Annotated in this window: 17 protein-coding genes; 10 read left to right on the top strand and 7 right to left on the bottom strand. The window is 40.3% G+C overall.

The window, feature by feature from the left end:
- Positions 1 to 194: 194 nt before the first annotated feature.
- The 3 genes from JWQ54_RS26995 to JWQ54_RS26985 all read right to left on the bottom strand — a co-directional run bounded on the left by JWQ54_RS26995 (position 195) and on the right by JWQ54_RS26985 (position 4,161).
- The gene (locus JWQ54_RS26995; protein ID WP_299591000.1) at positions 195 to 620 is read right to left on the bottom strand and encodes a hypothetical protein; all 426 of its coding nucleotides are present in this window, start codon (positions 618 to 620) and stop codon (positions 195 to 197) included.
- A gap of 256 nt (positions 621 to 876) precedes the next feature.
- Positions 877 to 3,270: a M1 family metallopeptidase gene (locus JWQ54_RS26990; RefSeq protein WP_299590999.1), complete on the bottom strand. Its 2,394-nt coding sequence runs from the start codon at positions 3,268 to 3,270 to the stop codon at positions 877 to 879.
- Positions 3,271 to 3,582: 312 nt separating this feature from the next.
- Positions 3,583 to 4,161: a HupE/UreJ family protein gene (locus JWQ54_RS26985; protein ID WP_299590998.1), complete on the bottom strand. Its 579-nt coding sequence runs from the start codon at positions 4,159 to 4,161 to the stop codon at positions 3,583 to 3,585.
- Positions 4,162 to 4,281: 120 nt separating this feature from the next.
- On the opposite strand from JWQ54_RS26985, the gene JWQ54_RS26980 reads away from it, so the two are divergent.
- The 4 genes from JWQ54_RS26980 to JWQ54_RS26965 all read left to right on the top strand — a co-directional run bounded on the left by JWQ54_RS26980 (position 4,282) and on the right by JWQ54_RS26965 (position 7,105).
- A complete protein-coding gene (locus JWQ54_RS26980; protein ID WP_299590997.1) occupies positions 4,282 to 4,752 on the top strand; it encodes a DUF6702 family protein in 471 nt (156 codons plus the stop codon).
- Positions 4,753 to 4,776: 24 nt separating this feature from the next.
- Positions 4,777 to 5,352 (top strand): Crp/Fnr family transcriptional regulator, encoded by a 576-nt coding sequence (locus JWQ54_RS26975; RefSeq protein ID WP_299590996.1) that lies wholly within the window; start codon positions 4,777 to 4,779, stop codon positions 5,350 to 5,352.
- 64 nt (positions 5,353 to 5,416) lie between these two features.
- Positions 5,417 to 5,836 carry a DUF4267 domain-containing protein gene (locus JWQ54_RS26970; protein WP_299590995.1) on the top strand — a complete coding sequence of 140 codons (420 nt, stop codon included), beginning with the start codon at positions 5,417 to 5,419 and terminating at the stop codon, positions 5,834 to 5,836.
- 174 nt (positions 5,837 to 6,010) lie between these two features.
- A complete protein-coding gene (locus JWQ54_RS26965) occupies positions 6,011 to 7,105 on the top strand; it encodes a kelch repeat-containing protein (RefSeq protein ID WP_299590994.1) in 1,095 nt (364 codons plus the stop codon).
- Between the two features lie 133 nt (positions 7,106 to 7,238).
- Here JWQ54_RS26965 and JWQ54_RS26960 read toward each other — a convergent pair whose 3' ends face one another.
- The gene (locus JWQ54_RS26960; protein ID WP_299590993.1) at positions 7,239 to 8,213 is read right to left on the bottom strand and encodes a hypothetical protein; all 975 of its coding nucleotides are present in this window, start codon (positions 8,211 to 8,213) and stop codon (positions 7,239 to 7,241) included.
- Positions 8,214 to 8,646: 433 nt separating this feature from the next.
- On the opposite strand from JWQ54_RS26960, the gene JWQ54_RS26955 reads away from it, so the two are divergent.
- The 5 genes from JWQ54_RS26955 (at position 8,647) to JWQ54_RS26935 (ending at position 13,874) form a co-directional block, all read left to right on the top strand.
- On the top strand, positions 8,647 to 9,336 hold the full coding sequence (locus JWQ54_RS26955) for a hypothetical protein (RefSeq protein WP_299590992.1): 690 nt from the start codon (positions 8,647 to 8,649) through the stop codon (positions 9,334 to 9,336).
- A gap of 249 nt (positions 9,337 to 9,585) precedes the next feature.
- Positions 9,586 to 11,481, top strand: a complete 1,896-nt coding sequence (locus JWQ54_RS26950; RefSeq protein ID WP_299590991.1) for a DNA topoisomerase IV subunit B — start codon at positions 9,586 to 9,588, stop codon at positions 11,479 to 11,481.
- Between the two features lie 11 nt (positions 11,482 to 11,492).
- The gene (locus JWQ54_RS26945) at positions 11,493 to 12,383 is read left to right on the top strand and encodes a DUF4272 domain-containing protein (protein ID WP_299590990.1); all 891 of its coding nucleotides are present in this window, start codon (positions 11,493 to 11,495) and stop codon (positions 12,381 to 12,383) included.
- A 174-nt stretch (positions 12,384 to 12,557) separates the two neighbouring features.
- Positions 12,558 to 13,055 (top strand): cytidine deaminase, encoded by a 498-nt coding sequence (locus JWQ54_RS26940; RefSeq protein ID WP_299590989.1) that lies wholly within the window; start codon positions 12,558 to 12,560, stop codon positions 13,053 to 13,055.
- 159 nt (positions 13,056 to 13,214) lie between these two features.
- Positions 13,215 to 13,874: a GDSL-type esterase/lipase family protein gene (locus JWQ54_RS26935; protein WP_299590988.1), complete on the top strand. Its 660-nt coding sequence runs from the start codon at positions 13,215 to 13,217 to the stop codon at positions 13,872 to 13,874.
- Positions 13,875 to 13,995: 121 nt separating this feature from the next.
- Here JWQ54_RS26935 and JWQ54_RS26930 read toward each other — a convergent pair whose 3' ends face one another.
- Complete coding sequence (locus JWQ54_RS26930; protein ID WP_299590987.1) at positions 13,996 to 14,421, bottom strand: nuclear transport factor 2 family protein; 426 nt, start codon at positions 14,419 to 14,421, stop codon at positions 13,996 to 13,998.
- 189 nt (positions 14,422 to 14,610) lie between these two features.
- On the opposite strand from JWQ54_RS26930, the gene JWQ54_RS26925 reads away from it, so the two are divergent.
- Entirely contained in the window at positions 14,611 to 15,120 is a 510-nt protein-coding gene (locus JWQ54_RS26925) for a YdeI/OmpD-associated family protein (protein ID WP_299590986.1), read from the top strand.
- A gap of 88 nt (positions 15,121 to 15,208) precedes the next feature.
- On the opposite strand, the gene JWQ54_RS26920 is transcribed toward JWQ54_RS26925, so the two are convergent.
- The gene (locus tag JWQ54_RS26920; RefSeq protein ID WP_299590985.1) at positions 15,209 to 15,628 is read right to left on the bottom strand and encodes a PIN domain-containing protein; all 420 of its coding nucleotides are present in this window, start codon (positions 15,626 to 15,628) and stop codon (positions 15,209 to 15,211) included.
- Positions 15,618 to 15,854, bottom strand: a complete 237-nt coding sequence (locus JWQ54_RS26915; protein ID WP_299590984.1) for a DUF6364 family protein — start codon at positions 15,852 to 15,854, stop codon at positions 15,618 to 15,620. Before JWQ54_RS26915 ends, JWQ54_RS26920 begins: the two co-directional genes overlap by 11 nt.
- Positions 15,855 to 15,866: the final 12 nt, after the last annotated feature.

Raw genomic sequence — 15,866 nt, 5'->3', positions numbered from 1 at the left:
TCGCGGTTCAAAGAAAACTCCTCCTGCTCGTTTTTTCATTATGGAAAAGCGATCAAGAATATTTAGAAAAATGTGCTTGATTTATTTGCTTTTTTACACAGTATGACGCTTGCGGCAGCATAAAAGCCCTTGCGGCAGCATGGGGTAGCCCACCTCTTTTGGCCTGCCCGACATTCGCGCGCCAGAGGGAGGGATTATTTTTCGTATTCTTGAATTTGACAACGATCCATGTTAAATGCTTGTAGCGTTTCAAGTGCGTGTTGTGAAACGACCAGCATAGAGTTCGGGACAATAAAAAAATCATCATTTTCGTTTCCTATGATTTTAAACCAATAAAACAGCGGTAATATTAACCCGTCTTCATGTAAATCATTAAAAAATTGAGATTTAGTGATTTTGCAGTCATCAAACGTATATCCTGTCAGGTTCTGTTTTTTAATGTATTCAGCCAATCTTTCAGAACAAATAAAACATTGAAAGCCCTCAATAAAGTCGTCACCTAACCAATCGTCAAACTCATAATTGAGTTTCTCAATAATAGGAGGCTTTGTCGAATAATTTAAAACTGTATCATCTCCTAATTGTCCAGCTACTTCTGGTTCTATAATATATTTTTTCATTTCGTCCTTACCGGGGGGGTAAACTGACTACCCTCACCCTTTACCTCATTATCATTCTCTTTACCGTTGAAGCCGTACTAATAAGCCCAACAAATAATATAACGACAAAGTACCGATTATTACCTACAAAGCGAAAATCCCATATCTGAATTATTGCATAGCAATCCTTTCATCCCATAAATCTAAGTCAAAAAAATCCGCCAACCTCAATTAAGAGGTTAGCGGATCTTGTAAACGGGCCTGGTTTGGAATTATCTTATTTGCTGCCCGAAACCTGCATTGGGTTTACTCCCACAGACTGGCCGCGTACTCCGGCAGCATTAATTTTTTGTTTAAACACCTGGAATTTTGATGGCTCAGGCAGTTTGCCCCAGTAGTTATTGGTTTCGTCAATATCGGCTGTTTCACGCATCGGGTCTAATTTAATGGAGGCTACTTCCTTATCCTGGATATAAAATTTTGATACATGCTTTTCGTTCAGGCGCCAGATCTGTGCCGGGATCCGGTCAACTTGCCTGGTGCCATCGGCATAAGTAAACTCAACTATTATAGGCATTACCAGGCCGCCTTTATTGCTAAAGTTAAGCTGGTAAAAATATTTGCCCGCATATTTTGTTTTATCTTCATCGGTCATTGCTTCGGCAGCAGCACTGTGTTGCGGCGTAGCAAGTTCTTTGGTCATGTTATTAAATTTCATGGTATCAACAGCAGCAAGTCCACGATCATACTTGTAATAAAAGTCATGTACGGATGTGTCTTTGTCTACGTAAAATTTAATGTTTTTATCCTCGCGGTTGCGGATCTTGGAGATATCGTCAAAAGCATTAACAGCCGGTGCATCAACTTTATTTGCTCTTCTGTTAAATTGTGGTGCTTTCCCGTCAAGGTCGGCTTTAGCAACCTTTACACTGTCGAGAGAAATATCAACTGCATCGGTTCCATAAAACCAGCCTCTCCAAAACCAATCAAGGTTTTCGCCGCTGGCATCGCCCATAGTGCGGAAGAAATCTGCCGGGGTAGGGTGTTTAAATTCCCAGCGCCTTGCATATTGTTTAAAGGCATAATCAAATAACTGGCGACCCATAATGGTTTCGCGCAAAATATTGAGTGCTGTTGCCGGTTTTGTATAAGCATTGGGCCCAAACCTTACAATATTTTCAGAGTTAGACATAATAGGCTCCAGCTCATTTTTAGGCAGCTTCATGTAATCAACAATGGTATAAGCCGCTCCCTTTTTGCTTGGGAATTTATTATCCCAAAGCTCTTCGGTAAGGTATTCCATAAATGAGTTTAAGCCCTCGTCCATCCATGTCCACTGGCGCTCATCGCTGTTAACGATCATCGGGAAGAAGTTGTGCCCAACTTCGTGGATAATTACGCCTATCATGCCATTCTTGGTGCTTTCGCTGTAGGTGCCATCTTTTTCAGTACGGCCATAGTTAAAGCAGATCATGGGGTATTCCATACCGTTTGCAGCTTCAACACTTTGCGCAACAGGATAAGGGAAAGGGAATGTAAAACTTGAGTATGATTTTACAGTATGTGCAACCAATTTGGTTGAAAATTTACGGTATAAATTATAAGCTTCTTTGCCATAATAGCTCATGCACATTACGGTTTTGCCATCAACTTTCTGGCCCATTCCGTCCCATACGAATTTACGGGATGATCCCCATGCAAAATCGCGCACATTAGTAGCCTGGAAAACCCAGGTCTTTTTAGCGGTGGTTGGTGCAGCCTCTTTCTTTTTAGCTTCATCAAGGGTTACAATTTCTACCGGCTCAGCAGCGGTCCTTGATTTGGTATAACGGGCTAACTCTGCCGGAGATAAAACTGCCGCGTAGTTGATACATTCGCCGGTAGCGCCAATTACATGGTCAGCAGGTACGGTCATCTGTACTTTATAGTTACCGAAGGTTAAAGCAAACTCGCCCCTGCCGGTAAACTGGTGGTTTTGCCATCCCTGGAAATCGCTGTAAACGCATAAGCGCGGGTACCACTGTGTCATAGTGAACAGGTAGTTGCCGTCACCGGGGAAATACTCATAACCACCGCGACCGCCCAGGCTCATCCTGTCGGAGATCTTGTAATTCCACTTTACAGTAAACAGCATTTTCGCTCCTGGCTTTAAAGCAGCAGGAAGATCAATACGCAGCATGGTTTTGTTAATAATGTAGGGGATACTTTTGCCTAATGCATCAGTAATGCTCATTATTTTATCGCCATAGCCGTTGTCGGTATTTGATTTTTCGGCCCTATCAAGCTGTAATGTACCGGCACCGCGCGGCATAACTGAACTCTGCTGGTAATTGGCATTGTCGTTATTGTTGTGCTCGTTCTCATCCAACTGCAACCAGATATAATCCAGCGGATCGGGCGAGTTATTGTAATAAGTAATGGTTTCTGAACCTGTAAGCTTCAGGTTTTTTTCATCCAGATCGCATTTGATGTCGTAATCTGCACGTTGTTGCCAGTACTTGGCTCCGGGCGCCCCGCTTGCGGTACGCTGCTCATTGGGCGTATTTAAAATAGTGCCCAGTTGCTCAAACTTATTGCCGTGGTTGCTGGCAGGATTATTCTGAATATCCTGTGCCTTAGCAAAGCCGGCAATAGTTAAAGCGAAAAACAGTGAAGTAAAAACTTTTTTCATTTTTGGTTAATTATTATTTATAAGATCAGTTTCATTTTATAAGTCCGAAAGTCGGTAAAGTCCGGAAGTCCGAAAGAACTTCTGGGGTTAATCAACATCCGGGATTGCGTTTGGCTAGCCTCAGGGGGAAAGGTTTTTAGCTTCGCGCTTTTGTTATTTTTATTTTCGCATTCAATAAATCCGAAATCGAACATCCGATATACATTTAGCCCCCTCTAAATCTCCCCCGGTAGGGGAGACTTTGGCTTCGCGCTTTGCTATTCCGACGTTTATAATTCAATAAATCCGAAATCGAACATCCGATATCCGAAATCAAAAAGGCATTCTTTCCAAAGCCATTTTTAAGGACAGTGCAAATACCCCTGCCGAAAGGAAAAAGATCCAGTCGCGCCTTTTTACTTTTAAAAAATTTAAGAACAATATACCTATTATCAATATAATGGCAACAACAAATATCTGCCCCGCCTCTAATCCCACATTAAAACCAAACAAGCCCAGGCCTATACTTTGGTCTTTTGCCAGCATTATGCGGATAGCGTTTGCAAAGCCCATACCATGAATAAGGCCGAAACACAATGCAAGGTAATAATTTATCCGCGCACTTTTACCTTTGCTATCCAACTGAAATATATTGTTTAATGCAGTAATAAAAATAGTGCAGGGTATTAAAAACTCTACCCATTTGCTCGAAAACCTGATAACATCGTACACGCTTAACGCAAGTGTTAATGAATGCCCTATGGTAAATGCGGTTACCAATATCAGCACCTGCTTAATATCGCGGATAGAATAAACGCATGCCAGGGCCAAAATAAACAGCTGATGATCCAGGGCATCGGCACTGATAATGTGCTGCCAGCCCATTTTAAAATAAAAAGCAAAGTCGGACATTGCGAACTAACCGTTGAAAGCACTAAATTTAAGGCGTTTTTTCAACTATAAAAATCAGGACACGTTATGTGGGCATTTATTTATCAACCGTTACTATATTGTTACATACTTTTAGGAGCCATGCTCCCTGTAAAACATGCAGCTAAAGTTTTTCATCCAATCCATGTAAGCACAACAAACATCAGCTACAACAACCAGGACAACAAGCTGGAAATTATCTGCACTATTTTTACGGATGATTTTGAAGCCGCTCTTGTAAAACAATATCATACAAAAACCGACCTCAACAGGGCCGATATGCATGCCGCAATGGATGTGCTTGTAAAAAAGTATATCGCGGGTTACCTGCAGATAAAAACCGGCGCTGCGCCATTAAATTTAAATTATGTTGGCTTCGAGATAAACAAAGAGGCAACTGATGTTTATTTTGAGACGGATAAGATCCCGGCTGTTAAAAAAATTGATGTGGACGTTAGCCTGCTGCACAACCTGTTTGACGACCAGCTAAACATAGTACACATTACCGTGAACGGTGTACGAAAAAGTGAAAAGCTGGATTACCCGAATAAAAGGGTGAGCCAGATGTTTTGAGGGCTTGAGTGACTACATTTCTCTATGGAACTTCTTTTAAATTCGATACGCAGTTATATCCCTCTTTCAATTGAGGATGAAATAATTGTAAAACAACTATTCAGAGAAAGGAAACTAAATAAAGGCGATCATTTGCTCGAGGCCGGCAACGTTTGCCGTTATCTTGCATTTATTGAAACGGGGCTTGTTCGCTATTATATTAACCAGGATGGCGATGAAAAAACCAATTACTTTAACAAGGAAGGTGAATTTGTTTGCGATTATCAGAGCTTTCTGCCAAAAATACCGTCATTCGTAAACATCCAGGCGCTTGAAGATACCGTTATGTATGTCATCAGTTTTAATGATCTGCAGCAATTTTATAAAGAGGTTAAATATGGGGAGCGGTTTGGGCGTTTAGGTATTGAACAGGTATTTATAAATGTTATTAACCAGGTGGTTTCTTTATACGTCGACTCTCCAGATACCAGGTATCAAAAGTTTATCGCTAAGTTTTCAGATATAGCTCAGCGTATCCCGCAATATTATATTGCATCGTTTGTAGGCATTAAGCCGCAATCATTAAGCCGCATCCGCAAACGGATTGCAGGCATGCATTAATTAACCCAGGTGAATGAACAGCAATTATTTGTTGCTGAATTTTGTTTTATAAATTTTAAAACAAATGAAAACAACAAATGAAACTACACAATGGGACACCCGGTCGGTATCCTTTTGGCTAACCTTATTAATAGCGTCAGGAATTATTTTTGTAGGTGCCCGGTTTATAGTTAACCCTGCCGGGGGCGCAGCCGGTTTCGGGATTCCATTTTCAAATACGGCCGACTATGCCTATGGAAGGATAAAAGGCATCCGCGATATATTTTCGGGTCTGGTGCTTTTGCCACTTTTATGGCTGCGGATGCGCAAGGCTGTTGCTTACGTATTTACATCTGCTATTATAATACCCGCAACCGATTGTTTGATTGTGTTTGCTACAAAGGGGCCTACTGATGTGCCGCATTTGCTAATCCACGGTTTAACCGCGGTGTTTATGGCCGTAATTAGCGTTTTACTTTTTCGGGGACATGATGTCAATAATTGAAATATTAAGCCGGGCATAGGGTTTAGATAAAATTTGATACATTTATTTCCGTTTGTTGTATCAAAATCATCTGTTTAGCCGTAATTTATAACAGAAACAATTATCCCTTCGTTATAAGCTATTAACTACTAGTGCATAACAGGATACTTTACAAGCTTTAATATATTTAGATCTATGAAAAAAATAATTCTACTATTCTGTGCGGCTTTTTTGGTGGTAACCATTAATTCATGTTCAAAAAAAAGCACGCCCAATCCAACCGATCCGGAAGCTGGGTTTACTAAAATAGCTTATAACGGGCCGACAAACTTTTCAGTTGCCCGGAGCGGTTTGGCAGGTGCAGGCACCAATGGCAGTATTTTCTTTGCCGGCGGAACCATGGATAATGGCACTACATTATCAAAAGCAGTTGATGTTTATAATATAATACAGGGAATTTGGTATACCGGTACATTAAGCAAGGCGCGTTACCAGCTAGCAGCTACCAGCGCCAATAACAAGATAATATTTGCGGGTGGCCATGACAGTACCGCGTACTCAAAAGTTGTTGATATATATAACCTGATTAAAAACATATGGGTAAGCGCACAGCTAAGTGAGGCCCGTTCAGGACTTGCTGCCGCATCAGTAGGTAATATAGCGGTTTTTGCCGGTGGCAAGGGCGCAAATGGTGTTTCAAAAACGGTTGATATTTATGATGCCGGAGCCAATAAATGGACAACAGCTGCACTTAGTACTGCCCGTACCGGGCTTGTTGCCGCAACTGCCGGAACCAAAATTTTATTTGCCGGTGGTGTTGATGGCAATGAAGTGGCCCAAAAAACAGTTGATATTTATGATACAGGTACGCAAACCTGGTCTGTAGCGGCCATGAGCACCGAAAGAAGCCGTTTTGCCGGGGCCGGGGCAGTAAATAAAATTGTGTTTGCAGGTGGCGATACCAATACCGAAGGCCATGTAAAAACTGCAGATATTTATGACGTTACAACCAATGCGTGGACAACGGCTCAGCTATCGGAAGGAAGAGATGACCTAACGGCTGTGGGCGTTCCTAACAAAATTGTATTTGCGGGTGGCTATAACGGTACCGGCCCTTCAACTACTGCCGATATTTACGATGTAAAAAGCGGAGTGTGGACTACTGTGACAATAAACCAGGGCAGAACCTTAATGGCTGGCGCAAGCTCTGACAATTTTATTCTTTTTGCCGGGGGCAAGGACGTTAACGGAGCTTCGAAAGTAGTTGACTTGTTTACTTTGTCGAACTAAAAATTGGTTGAGAGGATAAAGGGATTGTTTAGATTCTTTTATCCTCTGCCAGTTTCTTTTTAATGTACCGGATCAAATCATAATCTGTCGCCTTTTGTATCATTTCAAAAGCGGGCCGGTATTTTATCTATTATTATTTCTTCACTCCCGTTACATTTAAAATTACGATACTGTTATGGGGGATGCCAAGTGTTTTGCCAGGCGTTATATCAAGGTAAGCTTTAAGGTATCCATCGGTGATGCCTTTCATAGCATCATCGTTGGCTTTTTTAAACTCGGGGTAAGTAAATGTCAGCGCTTTGCGAAAGGTAATATTCCCTTTTTCGTCAACATACGCCGAGTAAGAGTAATAAAAATCGGTATAGGCTTTGTGGATGGTGATATTATATGTTGGCGAAAGATAATCATCAAATGACATACCGCCATCAACGTCATTTTCGGGGGTAACTTCTTTTTTAATCCTGATAAGCGGGCTCCGCGCTTTTAAAACAGCGGGCTCAGTACCCGCAAAAGCGCTATCAAGGGTGTTTTGTGCCTTTAAAATTTTAGCTTTAATGTAAGCGGTATCCTTGCTACTGGGTTTCAGCATGTTTGCCGTATCAGCATGAAGCACATTTTTAATATAATCATTGGTATAAAAGGTCATGTAAACATGCGTTTTTTCCTCCTGTATTACATTGTCGTGCACACGCAGCACCATAAACTGAATACTATCCTTTTTAATATATTTTAATTTGAGCCACGCCCACGCTACGTTGTAAACAGAATCATGATCAAATATTACGGGAGTATTCAAAAATCTTTTTTTCCTGGGACTGTAAATATTTACCGAATCGGTTGAAGGGAACGAAATGCGCCATTCGGGCACCAATTGGTAGCCAACTGCACTAAATGACAACCCATTATCAAAAGTTCGTTTTACTTCGGTATAACGGATGCCCTGGATGCTTTTTAGTAGCGCTTTTGCCTTAATTGCGTCATCTTTTCTTTTTGCTTCAAACTGTACCCGTTCCGGCACATGTTGTTTGCAGGAAGTGACGAATAATAAAGAAGCAATAAGCAAACCTTGTAAAAAAATGGCAAGGCATTTATGAATGGATCTGTTCATATTAATTAGCAGAAGCGTTAAAAAGCGCTAAAATAGTAAAAAAGAGGTTGATTGGTTTAACGGGCAGATTATGTTGATGGGATTTGGTATGAAAACTGGCGAATTCAAAAGTCAGGAAACATGCTATATTTTGCCATATAACGCGCACCGATTTCGGCAAAGGTAAGTGCACCGCAAAGACTAAACAGCCCATCGAAGATCCAACCCCAAAAAAATCTCAGGGCATTTCCTGCTTTTACGGCAAGTTTACCTGACAAATATTTCCAAGCCTATTACCAGGCTTATCACGTTCACAGTGAGATCGAACCGGTTAAGCTTTAATTTACTCATTTATTAATAATATGTTAAATGTTTATTTTATGAATTTATATTTTAATTTTGTTTTTATTAGTCCTGATTAATTGTTACTTAATACTATTGTTTGCCCCTTGTAATGGAAACTGTTTTGAAGCAAATTAAGCAAATATTAGTTATCGGAATACTTTTGCTTAGTATTGTGCCGTCTTTTGCACAGGTAAAGCGCCCGGTTGTACAGGTAAAGCGTCCTGTTATAGCTGCAAATGACCATGTTGCAGTTATTAAACGTCCTGTTGGTGTTCAACTTGCAGAATTTATGCGCTTAGCCGCCACTGCTAATGTTTCATTTACATTTCCAAGGGGATTTAGAGAAATAAAAGCCCCCGATAACGACTATTTTTCGTTTGATTATGCGATGGTACTTCCCGGTAAAGATTTTGAGGTTTGGCTGCAGGTAAAATCGCAAAAAGAAAACTGGACCAGTTATGAAAAATCAAAAAATACACCGAATTCCGAATTGGCAAATCCTGATTCCACCTATTCATCTTTAGCTGAGGCGCATGCGGCTGCATTTACAGGGGATACCAAACATTTTATGAAGAACATCCCACCCGAAGTGCTGGACCGGTATAATGCTGATGCCGGAAAATCGTATCTTTTAAATTTGTTGGATATGCCTGCAACAAAACACTATAAATACGCTTTGCTCATCACCCTTCAAAAAGATCATACAGGTATCATTATGGCGGTTTGCTTTACTAATGAAAAGGGGCCCGAGTTTTTTAAAAATATGGATAGGGTGAGTAACTGCCTTAAGTTTAATTAGTAGCAGTGGGCGAATGACGATTAGGGCGTATGTGATGCGCCCGTACGTTACAGTAAATTGTATGGGTGTATGCTATACGCCCTCATGAACCGACAAGCTAATACCCCCTAAATAATCCAACAATTGTTAATAAGTTAGGACATTTGAATGTTAGGTTCAGTGTCTAAATATTATTTTTGTCCGGTAGACTTGTTTTGCTATATAAAAACGGTCTTCCTTTTCCCTTAATTTAATATATATATAATTTAAATGGCAGAAGCTGTAACTTATAGTGATGATAGTATCCGTTCGCTGGATTGGAAAGAGCATATCCGCTTACGGCCCGGGATGTATATTGGTAAGCTTGGTGATGGATCAGCTTATGACGATGGCGTGTATGTTTTACTGAAAGAGATAATTGACAACTCTATTGATGAGTTTGTGATGGGCGCCGGTAAAACCATAGAAGTAACTATGAGCGATCATAAAGTATCCGTACGTGATTATGGGCGCGGCATACCGCTGGGTAAGGTTATTGATTGCGTATCAAAAATAAATACAGGTGGTAAGTATGATAGCAAGGCCTTCCAAAAATCGGTAGGGTTAAACGGCGTGGGTACAAAGGCGGTTAATGCGCTGTCTAATTCATTTATCGTGCAATCATATCGCGACGGGCGTACCAAGCTTGCTGAATTTGCAAAAGGCGAACTGATTCGTGATGAGCCTGAAAAGGAAACTTCACAGCGTAACGGTACCGCTATAAATTTTTTACCTGATGATACCATCTTCAGGCATTACCGTTTTATTCCGGAATTTGTTGATAGTATGATCTGGAACTACGTGTTCCTTAACTCCGGGCTTACCCTTAATTTTAACGGGCAAAAATATTTTTCAGAACGAGGGCTTTATGACCTGTTAACTAAAAATACTGACGCCGAAAATATCCGTTACCCTATTATTCATTTAAAAGGGGAGGATATTGAGATAGCCATAACCCATGGCCAGCAATACGGCGAAGAGTATTACTCGTTTGTTAACGGGCAAAATACAACCCAGGGCGGTACCCACCAGGCAGCATTCCGCGAAGCTGTAGTAAGAACCGTCCGCGAGTTTTATAAAAAGGAATTTGATGCTTCGGATATTCGCGCATCTATTGTTGCGGCTATTGCTATTAAGGTGCAGGAGCCGGTATTTGAATCGCAAACAAAAACAAAATTAGGCTCACAAAATATCGGGCCTGAAGGGCCATCTGTACGTGGTTTTATAGGTGACTTTTTGAAAAAAGAGCTGGATAATTACCTGCATAAAAATCCTGCTGTGGCTGATGCTTTGCTTAAACGCATTATGCAGTCGGAGCGGGAGCGTAAGGATATTGCAGGCATTAAAAAGCTGGCAAATGAGCGGGCTAAAAAAGCATCATTACATAATCGCAAACTGCGCGATTGTAAAGTGCATTTTGATGAAACCCATGAACGTAAACAGGAAACGACCTTATTTATAACTGAAGGTGACTCGGCCAGCGGATCGATCACCAAATCGCGTGATGTGATGACACAGGCGGTTTTTAGCTTAAAGGGTAAACCCTTAAACTGCTTCGGACTAACCAAAAAAGTGGTTTATGAAAACGAGGAATTTAACCTGCTGCAGCACGCACTGAACATTGAAGATGGTTTGGACGACCTGCGTTACAACAACATTGTAGTAGCAACGGATGCCGATGTTGACGGGATGCACATCAGGTTATTGCTGATGACCTTTTTCCTGCAGTTTTTCCCCGACCTGGTAAAAGCCGGGCATGTATTTATTTTGCAAACGCCGCTGTTCCGTGTTCGTAATAAAAAGGAAACTATTTATTGCTACAGCGATGAAGAACGCCGTAATGCCATAGCCAAACTGGGTGTAAAGCCTGAAATAACCCGCTTTAAAGGATTAGGTGAGATCTCGCCTGACGAGTTCGGGTTATTTATTGGCAAAGATATCCGCCTTGACCCTGTTATATTGAAGGATGCCAACATTAAAGCCCTGCTTGAATATTTTATGGGTAAAAATACGCCTACCCGTCAGCAGCACATTATCAATAACCTAAGGGTTGAAAAAGATGATGAAAGCATTAATCCGCTGGTTGCTGAGGATGTGGAGAGTATAGAATTGCCGGTAGCTTCATAAATCCCCTGATCTTGAGCGCTGAAATAAAAACAGAATGCCCGAAATGTGAGTGGGAGCCAGACGGATACGCCCATTGGGGATGTACCTGTGGTCATTCATGGAACACATTTGACACCAAAGCCAAATGCCCCGCGTGTGGTATTCAATGGCAGGATACCCATTGCCCGGGATGCGGCCAGTCGTCAAAGCATGAGTTGTGGTATACAAGCCAGGATAAACAGCAGGAGCCCGTCGCTATTGACCACCCTTGGTTACGAAAGAGAAAACAAATTATTGAAAATAAATTGGTTGCCTACGGTATAAAAAATAGCCGGATCAGCTACCTTCCCTATCTTGAATTTTCAGAAGAAGATTTTCAAACACCTTATGAAGTAGGCTGCAGGATATTAATTTTATGGGCTGTGTCCTATGTTGCTGGTAACCTGCATGAAAAAGATATTGTTGAAAGCTGGCTAAAAACAACAGTGCTCTGGGATAAAGTATCGGAGCATGAAAAAAAGCTTTTTGAAGGAGAAATATCTCAACGAACCTTAATTGATTTTTCCTGGCGCGTAGAAGCTGGTATAGTTTTATCATGGGTTGTAAATTTGATAGAAGATTTGCCGGGCCTGGATAGTCAAATGTCTGACGACGATCTTGATGAGTTAATGGCCAAGCTGCCAATAAACGAAAACCCCGATTTCTTTTTAAGCACACTTGTCTTTAGAGACAAAGAGGAGATTTTTATAGAGAATATTACAAATGAAATGATAACAAGTTACCTGCGGAATTTGATGCTTTCTGATAAAAAAGAACCATTATCTATAAATCCAACCATTTCATTCGAGCGGCACTACGCATTAAACTGGGTACGGAAATTTGATGAAATTTCGGAGTGGGACGAAACTGATACCTCTACTTAAAGCTTTGCGTTTTCGCAAATTACAATGTTTAACTGTAATCAGGTAAAAGAGATTAGCTTTGACAACTTTTTGAAAGCTGTCAAAGCTTTATCTATCAAATTTAATCGTGAAAATCCTTTAAATCCCGAAATCGTGTGTATCTTGTATCCCCTTGTTTTTTCAGGGATCTAAAAAATGATTGACCACGAGATTAAAATAGCCTTTAAAGAATACCAAACCCTAACAGAACTGGATAAACCCACCTATGATCTTTGCTTTGAAGCCGTTAAGGCAATGGAGGGCTCACATTCGCCTTATTCAAAATTCAGGGTTGGCGCTGCACTACGATTGCAAAGCGGTAAAATTATTTATGGCAGCAACCAGGAAAATGTTGCCTATCCATCCGGATTATGCGCCGAGCGGGTTGCCCTGTTTTATTGGGGCGCCAACCATGCCGATGACCCGATTGAAGCCATGGCGGTAACTGCCAGCACCGATGAATTTGAAATTTTGCAGCCTGTTACCTCATGTGGCTCATGCCTGCAGGTTTTGGCCGAATATGAAAAAAAGCAAAACAAGCCAATTGAAATTATCTTATTTTGCAACGATGGCCCGGTTTGGGTAATGAACGGCGTTGACAGTTTTTTACCGTTTTTGTTTTTTGAGAAAAGACTTTTGAAAGCAGAAAGCTAAAAGCAGAAAGACCAAAGCTGAAAAGGATTAATATGTCCGCTGCCTTTTTATGCGCCGTAGGTGCAAAAGCTCGGTAGAAAAATAAGTGATAATTTATGGCATGCCATAGGTATGCAACATAGCCCGCGTTGTTTTTAAGCAATAATCTAATAACCAATTATGAAAGCAAAATTAATTTTACTGTTTATCAGTATTTCAATCTGCACCCAGCTGCATGCGCAAACGGGTTTCCCGTTTGATGACGAGATAAGAGAATTTAAACACCAGGACAGCCTTAAATTTCCACCTAAAAATGCAATCTTGTTTATTGGCAGCTCATCTATCCGTAAATGGACTGACCTTGAGCAACGCTTTGCTAAAGAGCCGATCATCAGGCGTGGTGTTGGCGGTTGCGAGCTGTGGCAGGTGGTTGATTATTATACTCCTTACATACTGTTCCCTTATCATCCCCGCAAAATTTTTATTTATGCGGGCGAAAATGACATAGCAGCAGGTAAAACCGGCAAGTTTGTATTTGAAGAATTTCAAAAACTTTGGGAAATGATCAACAAAAAACTGCCTGATGCTACCATCTATTTTATGTCGATAAAGCCAAGTCCAAGCCGGGCCAAATTTTTTCCAGAGGTTGAAATTGCCAATAAACTGGTAAAAAATTACCTCAACAATAAACCCAACAGCGCCTTTATTGATGTAAGCTCCGTTATATTAAAAAGAAATACTACGGTTTCTGATTCTTCTTTATTTGAGTCGGACCTGCTGCACCTTAACAGCAAGGGATATGATAAATGGCAGGCGGTTTTGGAGCCGTATGTAAAGTGAGTGTTGAAACGTTGTAAAGTTGGAAGGTTGTAATGTTTTATTCCTTTGGCATTTAAATTAAAAAGGCTCCAACCACGGAGCCTTTTACTAACAAACTATTTAACTAAACCTAAAACTTATTCTATTTAAAAACGCTGTACACGTTAGTGATCTTCCAGCCGTTGCCCGTGTTTGCAATGGTTACATAATTGTTGCGTACAAAATCATCATATTTCATAGCAACCTTTACAATGGTTACATTGGCATTGCTTTCAACAATTGAAGTGCTTGTAGTGCAGATTTGTTCAATGTTTTTATTGCTGTTTAAAAACTCAAGCATTTGATTTTTACTAAAACTAAGCACTGTTTTATCCCTTAGTATATTGAATTCTGCCGTTTTGTCTAAAACGTTATTTAGTCCGGCTAATTTGCCGCGGGTCATAGCATCCACAAACGTATTAATGGCATAGTTAGGGGTTAATTTATTGTCGTTAATATTATTTGCTTTTGCCGCGCCGCATACTACCAGTAGGGCTAATCCCAGTACAATTGATTTTAATGATTTCATAATATGGTAAATTAAGTTTTGATGTATTTAATAATAAGACGGAACAAGGATTTGATTAGTTACAGGCGTTTTTAATTTTGACAAACATTTAACAATTTGGCATATTTAGATACCTGAAAGCCATAAAATGTGCATTATCTTTATTCAATTCGCGGCTGAGGGCTTATAATTTTAGAATTTTTAAAATACATGGTAACGTTTAACACAATCATATTACAATTTGCTGAGCAGGGCGAGAAAACAGGCTGGAGTTACATTGAAATACCTGCCGATATTGCACAGCAACTAAAGCCCGGCAACAAAAAATCATTCAGGGTAAGGGGAATGCTTGATAGCCTCGCTGTAAGTGGTATGGCGCTAATGCCTATGGGGAAAGGCGATTTTATAATGGCGCTAAAGGCAGATGTACGAAAGGCTTTGCATAAAAACAGCGGGGCCATGTTGCACGTGAGCTTAGAAGATGATATAGATTACAAAGTTGAGCTGCCCGATGATTTGAAGGAGTGCTTTGAATTTGAACCCGAAGCATTCGATTTTTTTAATGGCCTGGCAAAATCACATCGGGAGTATTTTATTAAATGGATAAACGAGGCCAAAACCAATGAAACCCGTGCCAAACGTATCATCAATACTGTTAATGCCATGTTGCGTAAATGGGATTACGGGCAAATGATAAGAGCGATGAAGAAGGAACATTGATGTGCGGATTTTTGATGTGCGAATGTGCGGATTAACTTCGTTGGCGGCGCTGTTTGGGTATGCGGATTATTGGCTGTTTGCGGTAAGCCTAATATAGCTGCGCTATAAATTCCTTTGGTGTGTAAACAGGCAAAATAGATATACTATCTTTTTGTAACTTCTTATCCCTGGAAATAAAATAATCTAATTTGTGATGAATTGCTGTATAATATTGAAGCGCATCTTCAATATCGTCTATTTTGGAATGCAGGGCTATTAATGCTATTTCATGAGGAATGTCAATAATTGAAATGTCAGCCAGGAAGCTAATAAGTAATTTTTTTGTGTTTATGTTTCCATATGCTTTTGATATCCAGTGGCCGGTAATGTGCAAAACAGATGCTGTTATATATGCAGAAACCTTTTTGTTAGCAACCAAATCCATAACTTCTTCTGCCTCGCTGTAATGTTCGCGCTTAAGTGAATAGTCAAGCAATATATTGGCATCTAAAAATACGTTAACCGCCATGTTTCGGGTCCTGGTAATATAATTCTTTAAGATCTGCTTTAGGGTCAATATCATGGGGCCCTAATTCTTTAACGATATCAACAAAAGTTTTTCGTTTTATTGGCTTTGTAACTTCTTTAAAATAACCTTCGACAAGTTCAGAAATACTTTTGTGTTGTTTTTCAGCATATAGCTTAGTGCTTTTTAATAAGCTATCCTCAATGGTTAAATTTAAACGGCTTTTCATAAAGTAAATATA

This window comes from Mucilaginibacter sp., assembly GCF_028288225.1.
GTDB lineage: Bacteria > Bacteroidota > Bacteroidia > Sphingobacteriales > Sphingobacteriaceae > Mucilaginibacter.
The sequence above is the reverse complement of the archived record's forward strand: the minus strand, read 5'-3'. Positions and strand labels throughout refer to the sequence as shown.

What these genes read in the sequence shown, in the direction of transcription:
- JWQ54_RS26995 (WP_299591000.1), bottom strand. Translation starts at nt 620, where the DNA reads ATGAAAAAATATATTATAGAACCAGAAGTAGCTGGACAATTAGGAGAT.
- JWQ54_RS26990 (WP_299590999.1), bottom strand. Translation starts at nt 3,270, where the DNA reads ATGAAAAAAGTTTTTACTTCACTGTTTTTCGCTTTAACTATTGCCGGC.
- JWQ54_RS26985 (WP_299590998.1), bottom strand. Translation starts at nt 4,161, where the DNA reads ATGTCCGACTTTGCTTTTTATTTTAAAATGGGCTGGCAGCACATTATC.
- JWQ54_RS26980 (WP_299590997.1), top strand. Translation starts at nt 4,282, where the DNA reads ATGCTCCCTGTAAAACATGCAGCTAAAGTTTTTCATCCAATCCATGTA.
- JWQ54_RS26975 (WP_299590996.1), top strand. Translation starts at nt 4,777, where the DNA reads ATGGAACTTCTTTTAAATTCGATACGCAGTTATATCCCTCTTTCAATT.
- JWQ54_RS26970 (WP_299590995.1), top strand. Translation starts at nt 5,417, where the DNA reads ATGAAAACAACAAATGAAACTACACAATGGGACACCCGGTCGGTATCC.
- JWQ54_RS26965 (WP_299590994.1), top strand. Translation starts at nt 6,011, where the DNA reads ATGAAAAAAATAATTCTACTATTCTGTGCGGCTTTTTTGGTGGTAACC.
- JWQ54_RS26960 (WP_299590993.1), bottom strand. Translation starts at nt 8,213, where the DNA reads ATGAACAGATCCATTCATAAATGCCTTGCCATTTTTTTACAAGGTTTG.
- JWQ54_RS26955 (WP_299590992.1), top strand. Translation starts at nt 8,647, where the DNA reads ATGGAAACTGTTTTGAAGCAAATTAAGCAAATATTAGTTATCGGAATA.
- JWQ54_RS26950 (WP_299590991.1), top strand. Translation starts at nt 9,586, where the DNA reads ATGGCAGAAGCTGTAACTTATAGTGATGATAGTATCCGTTCGCTGGAT.
- JWQ54_RS26940 (WP_299590989.1), top strand. Translation starts at nt 12,558, where the DNA reads ATGATTGACCACGAGATTAAAATAGCCTTTAAAGAATACCAAACCCTA.
- JWQ54_RS26935 (WP_299590988.1), top strand. Translation starts at nt 13,215, where the DNA reads ATGAAAGCAAAATTAATTTTACTGTTTATCAGTATTTCAATCTGCACC.
- JWQ54_RS26930 (WP_299590987.1), bottom strand. Translation starts at nt 14,421, where the DNA reads ATGAAATCATTAAAATCAATTGTACTGGGATTAGCCCTACTGGTAGTA.
- JWQ54_RS26925 (WP_299590986.1), top strand. Translation starts at nt 14,611, where the DNA reads ATGGTAACGTTTAACACAATCATATTACAATTTGCTGAGCAGGGCGAG.
- JWQ54_RS26920 (WP_299590985.1), bottom strand. Translation starts at nt 15,628, where the DNA reads ATGGCGGTTAACGTATTTTTAGATGCCAATATATTGCTTGACTATTCA.
- JWQ54_RS26915 (WP_299590984.1), bottom strand. Translation starts at nt 15,854, where the DNA reads ATGAAAAGCCGTTTAAATTTAACCATTGAGGATAGCTTATTAAAAAGC.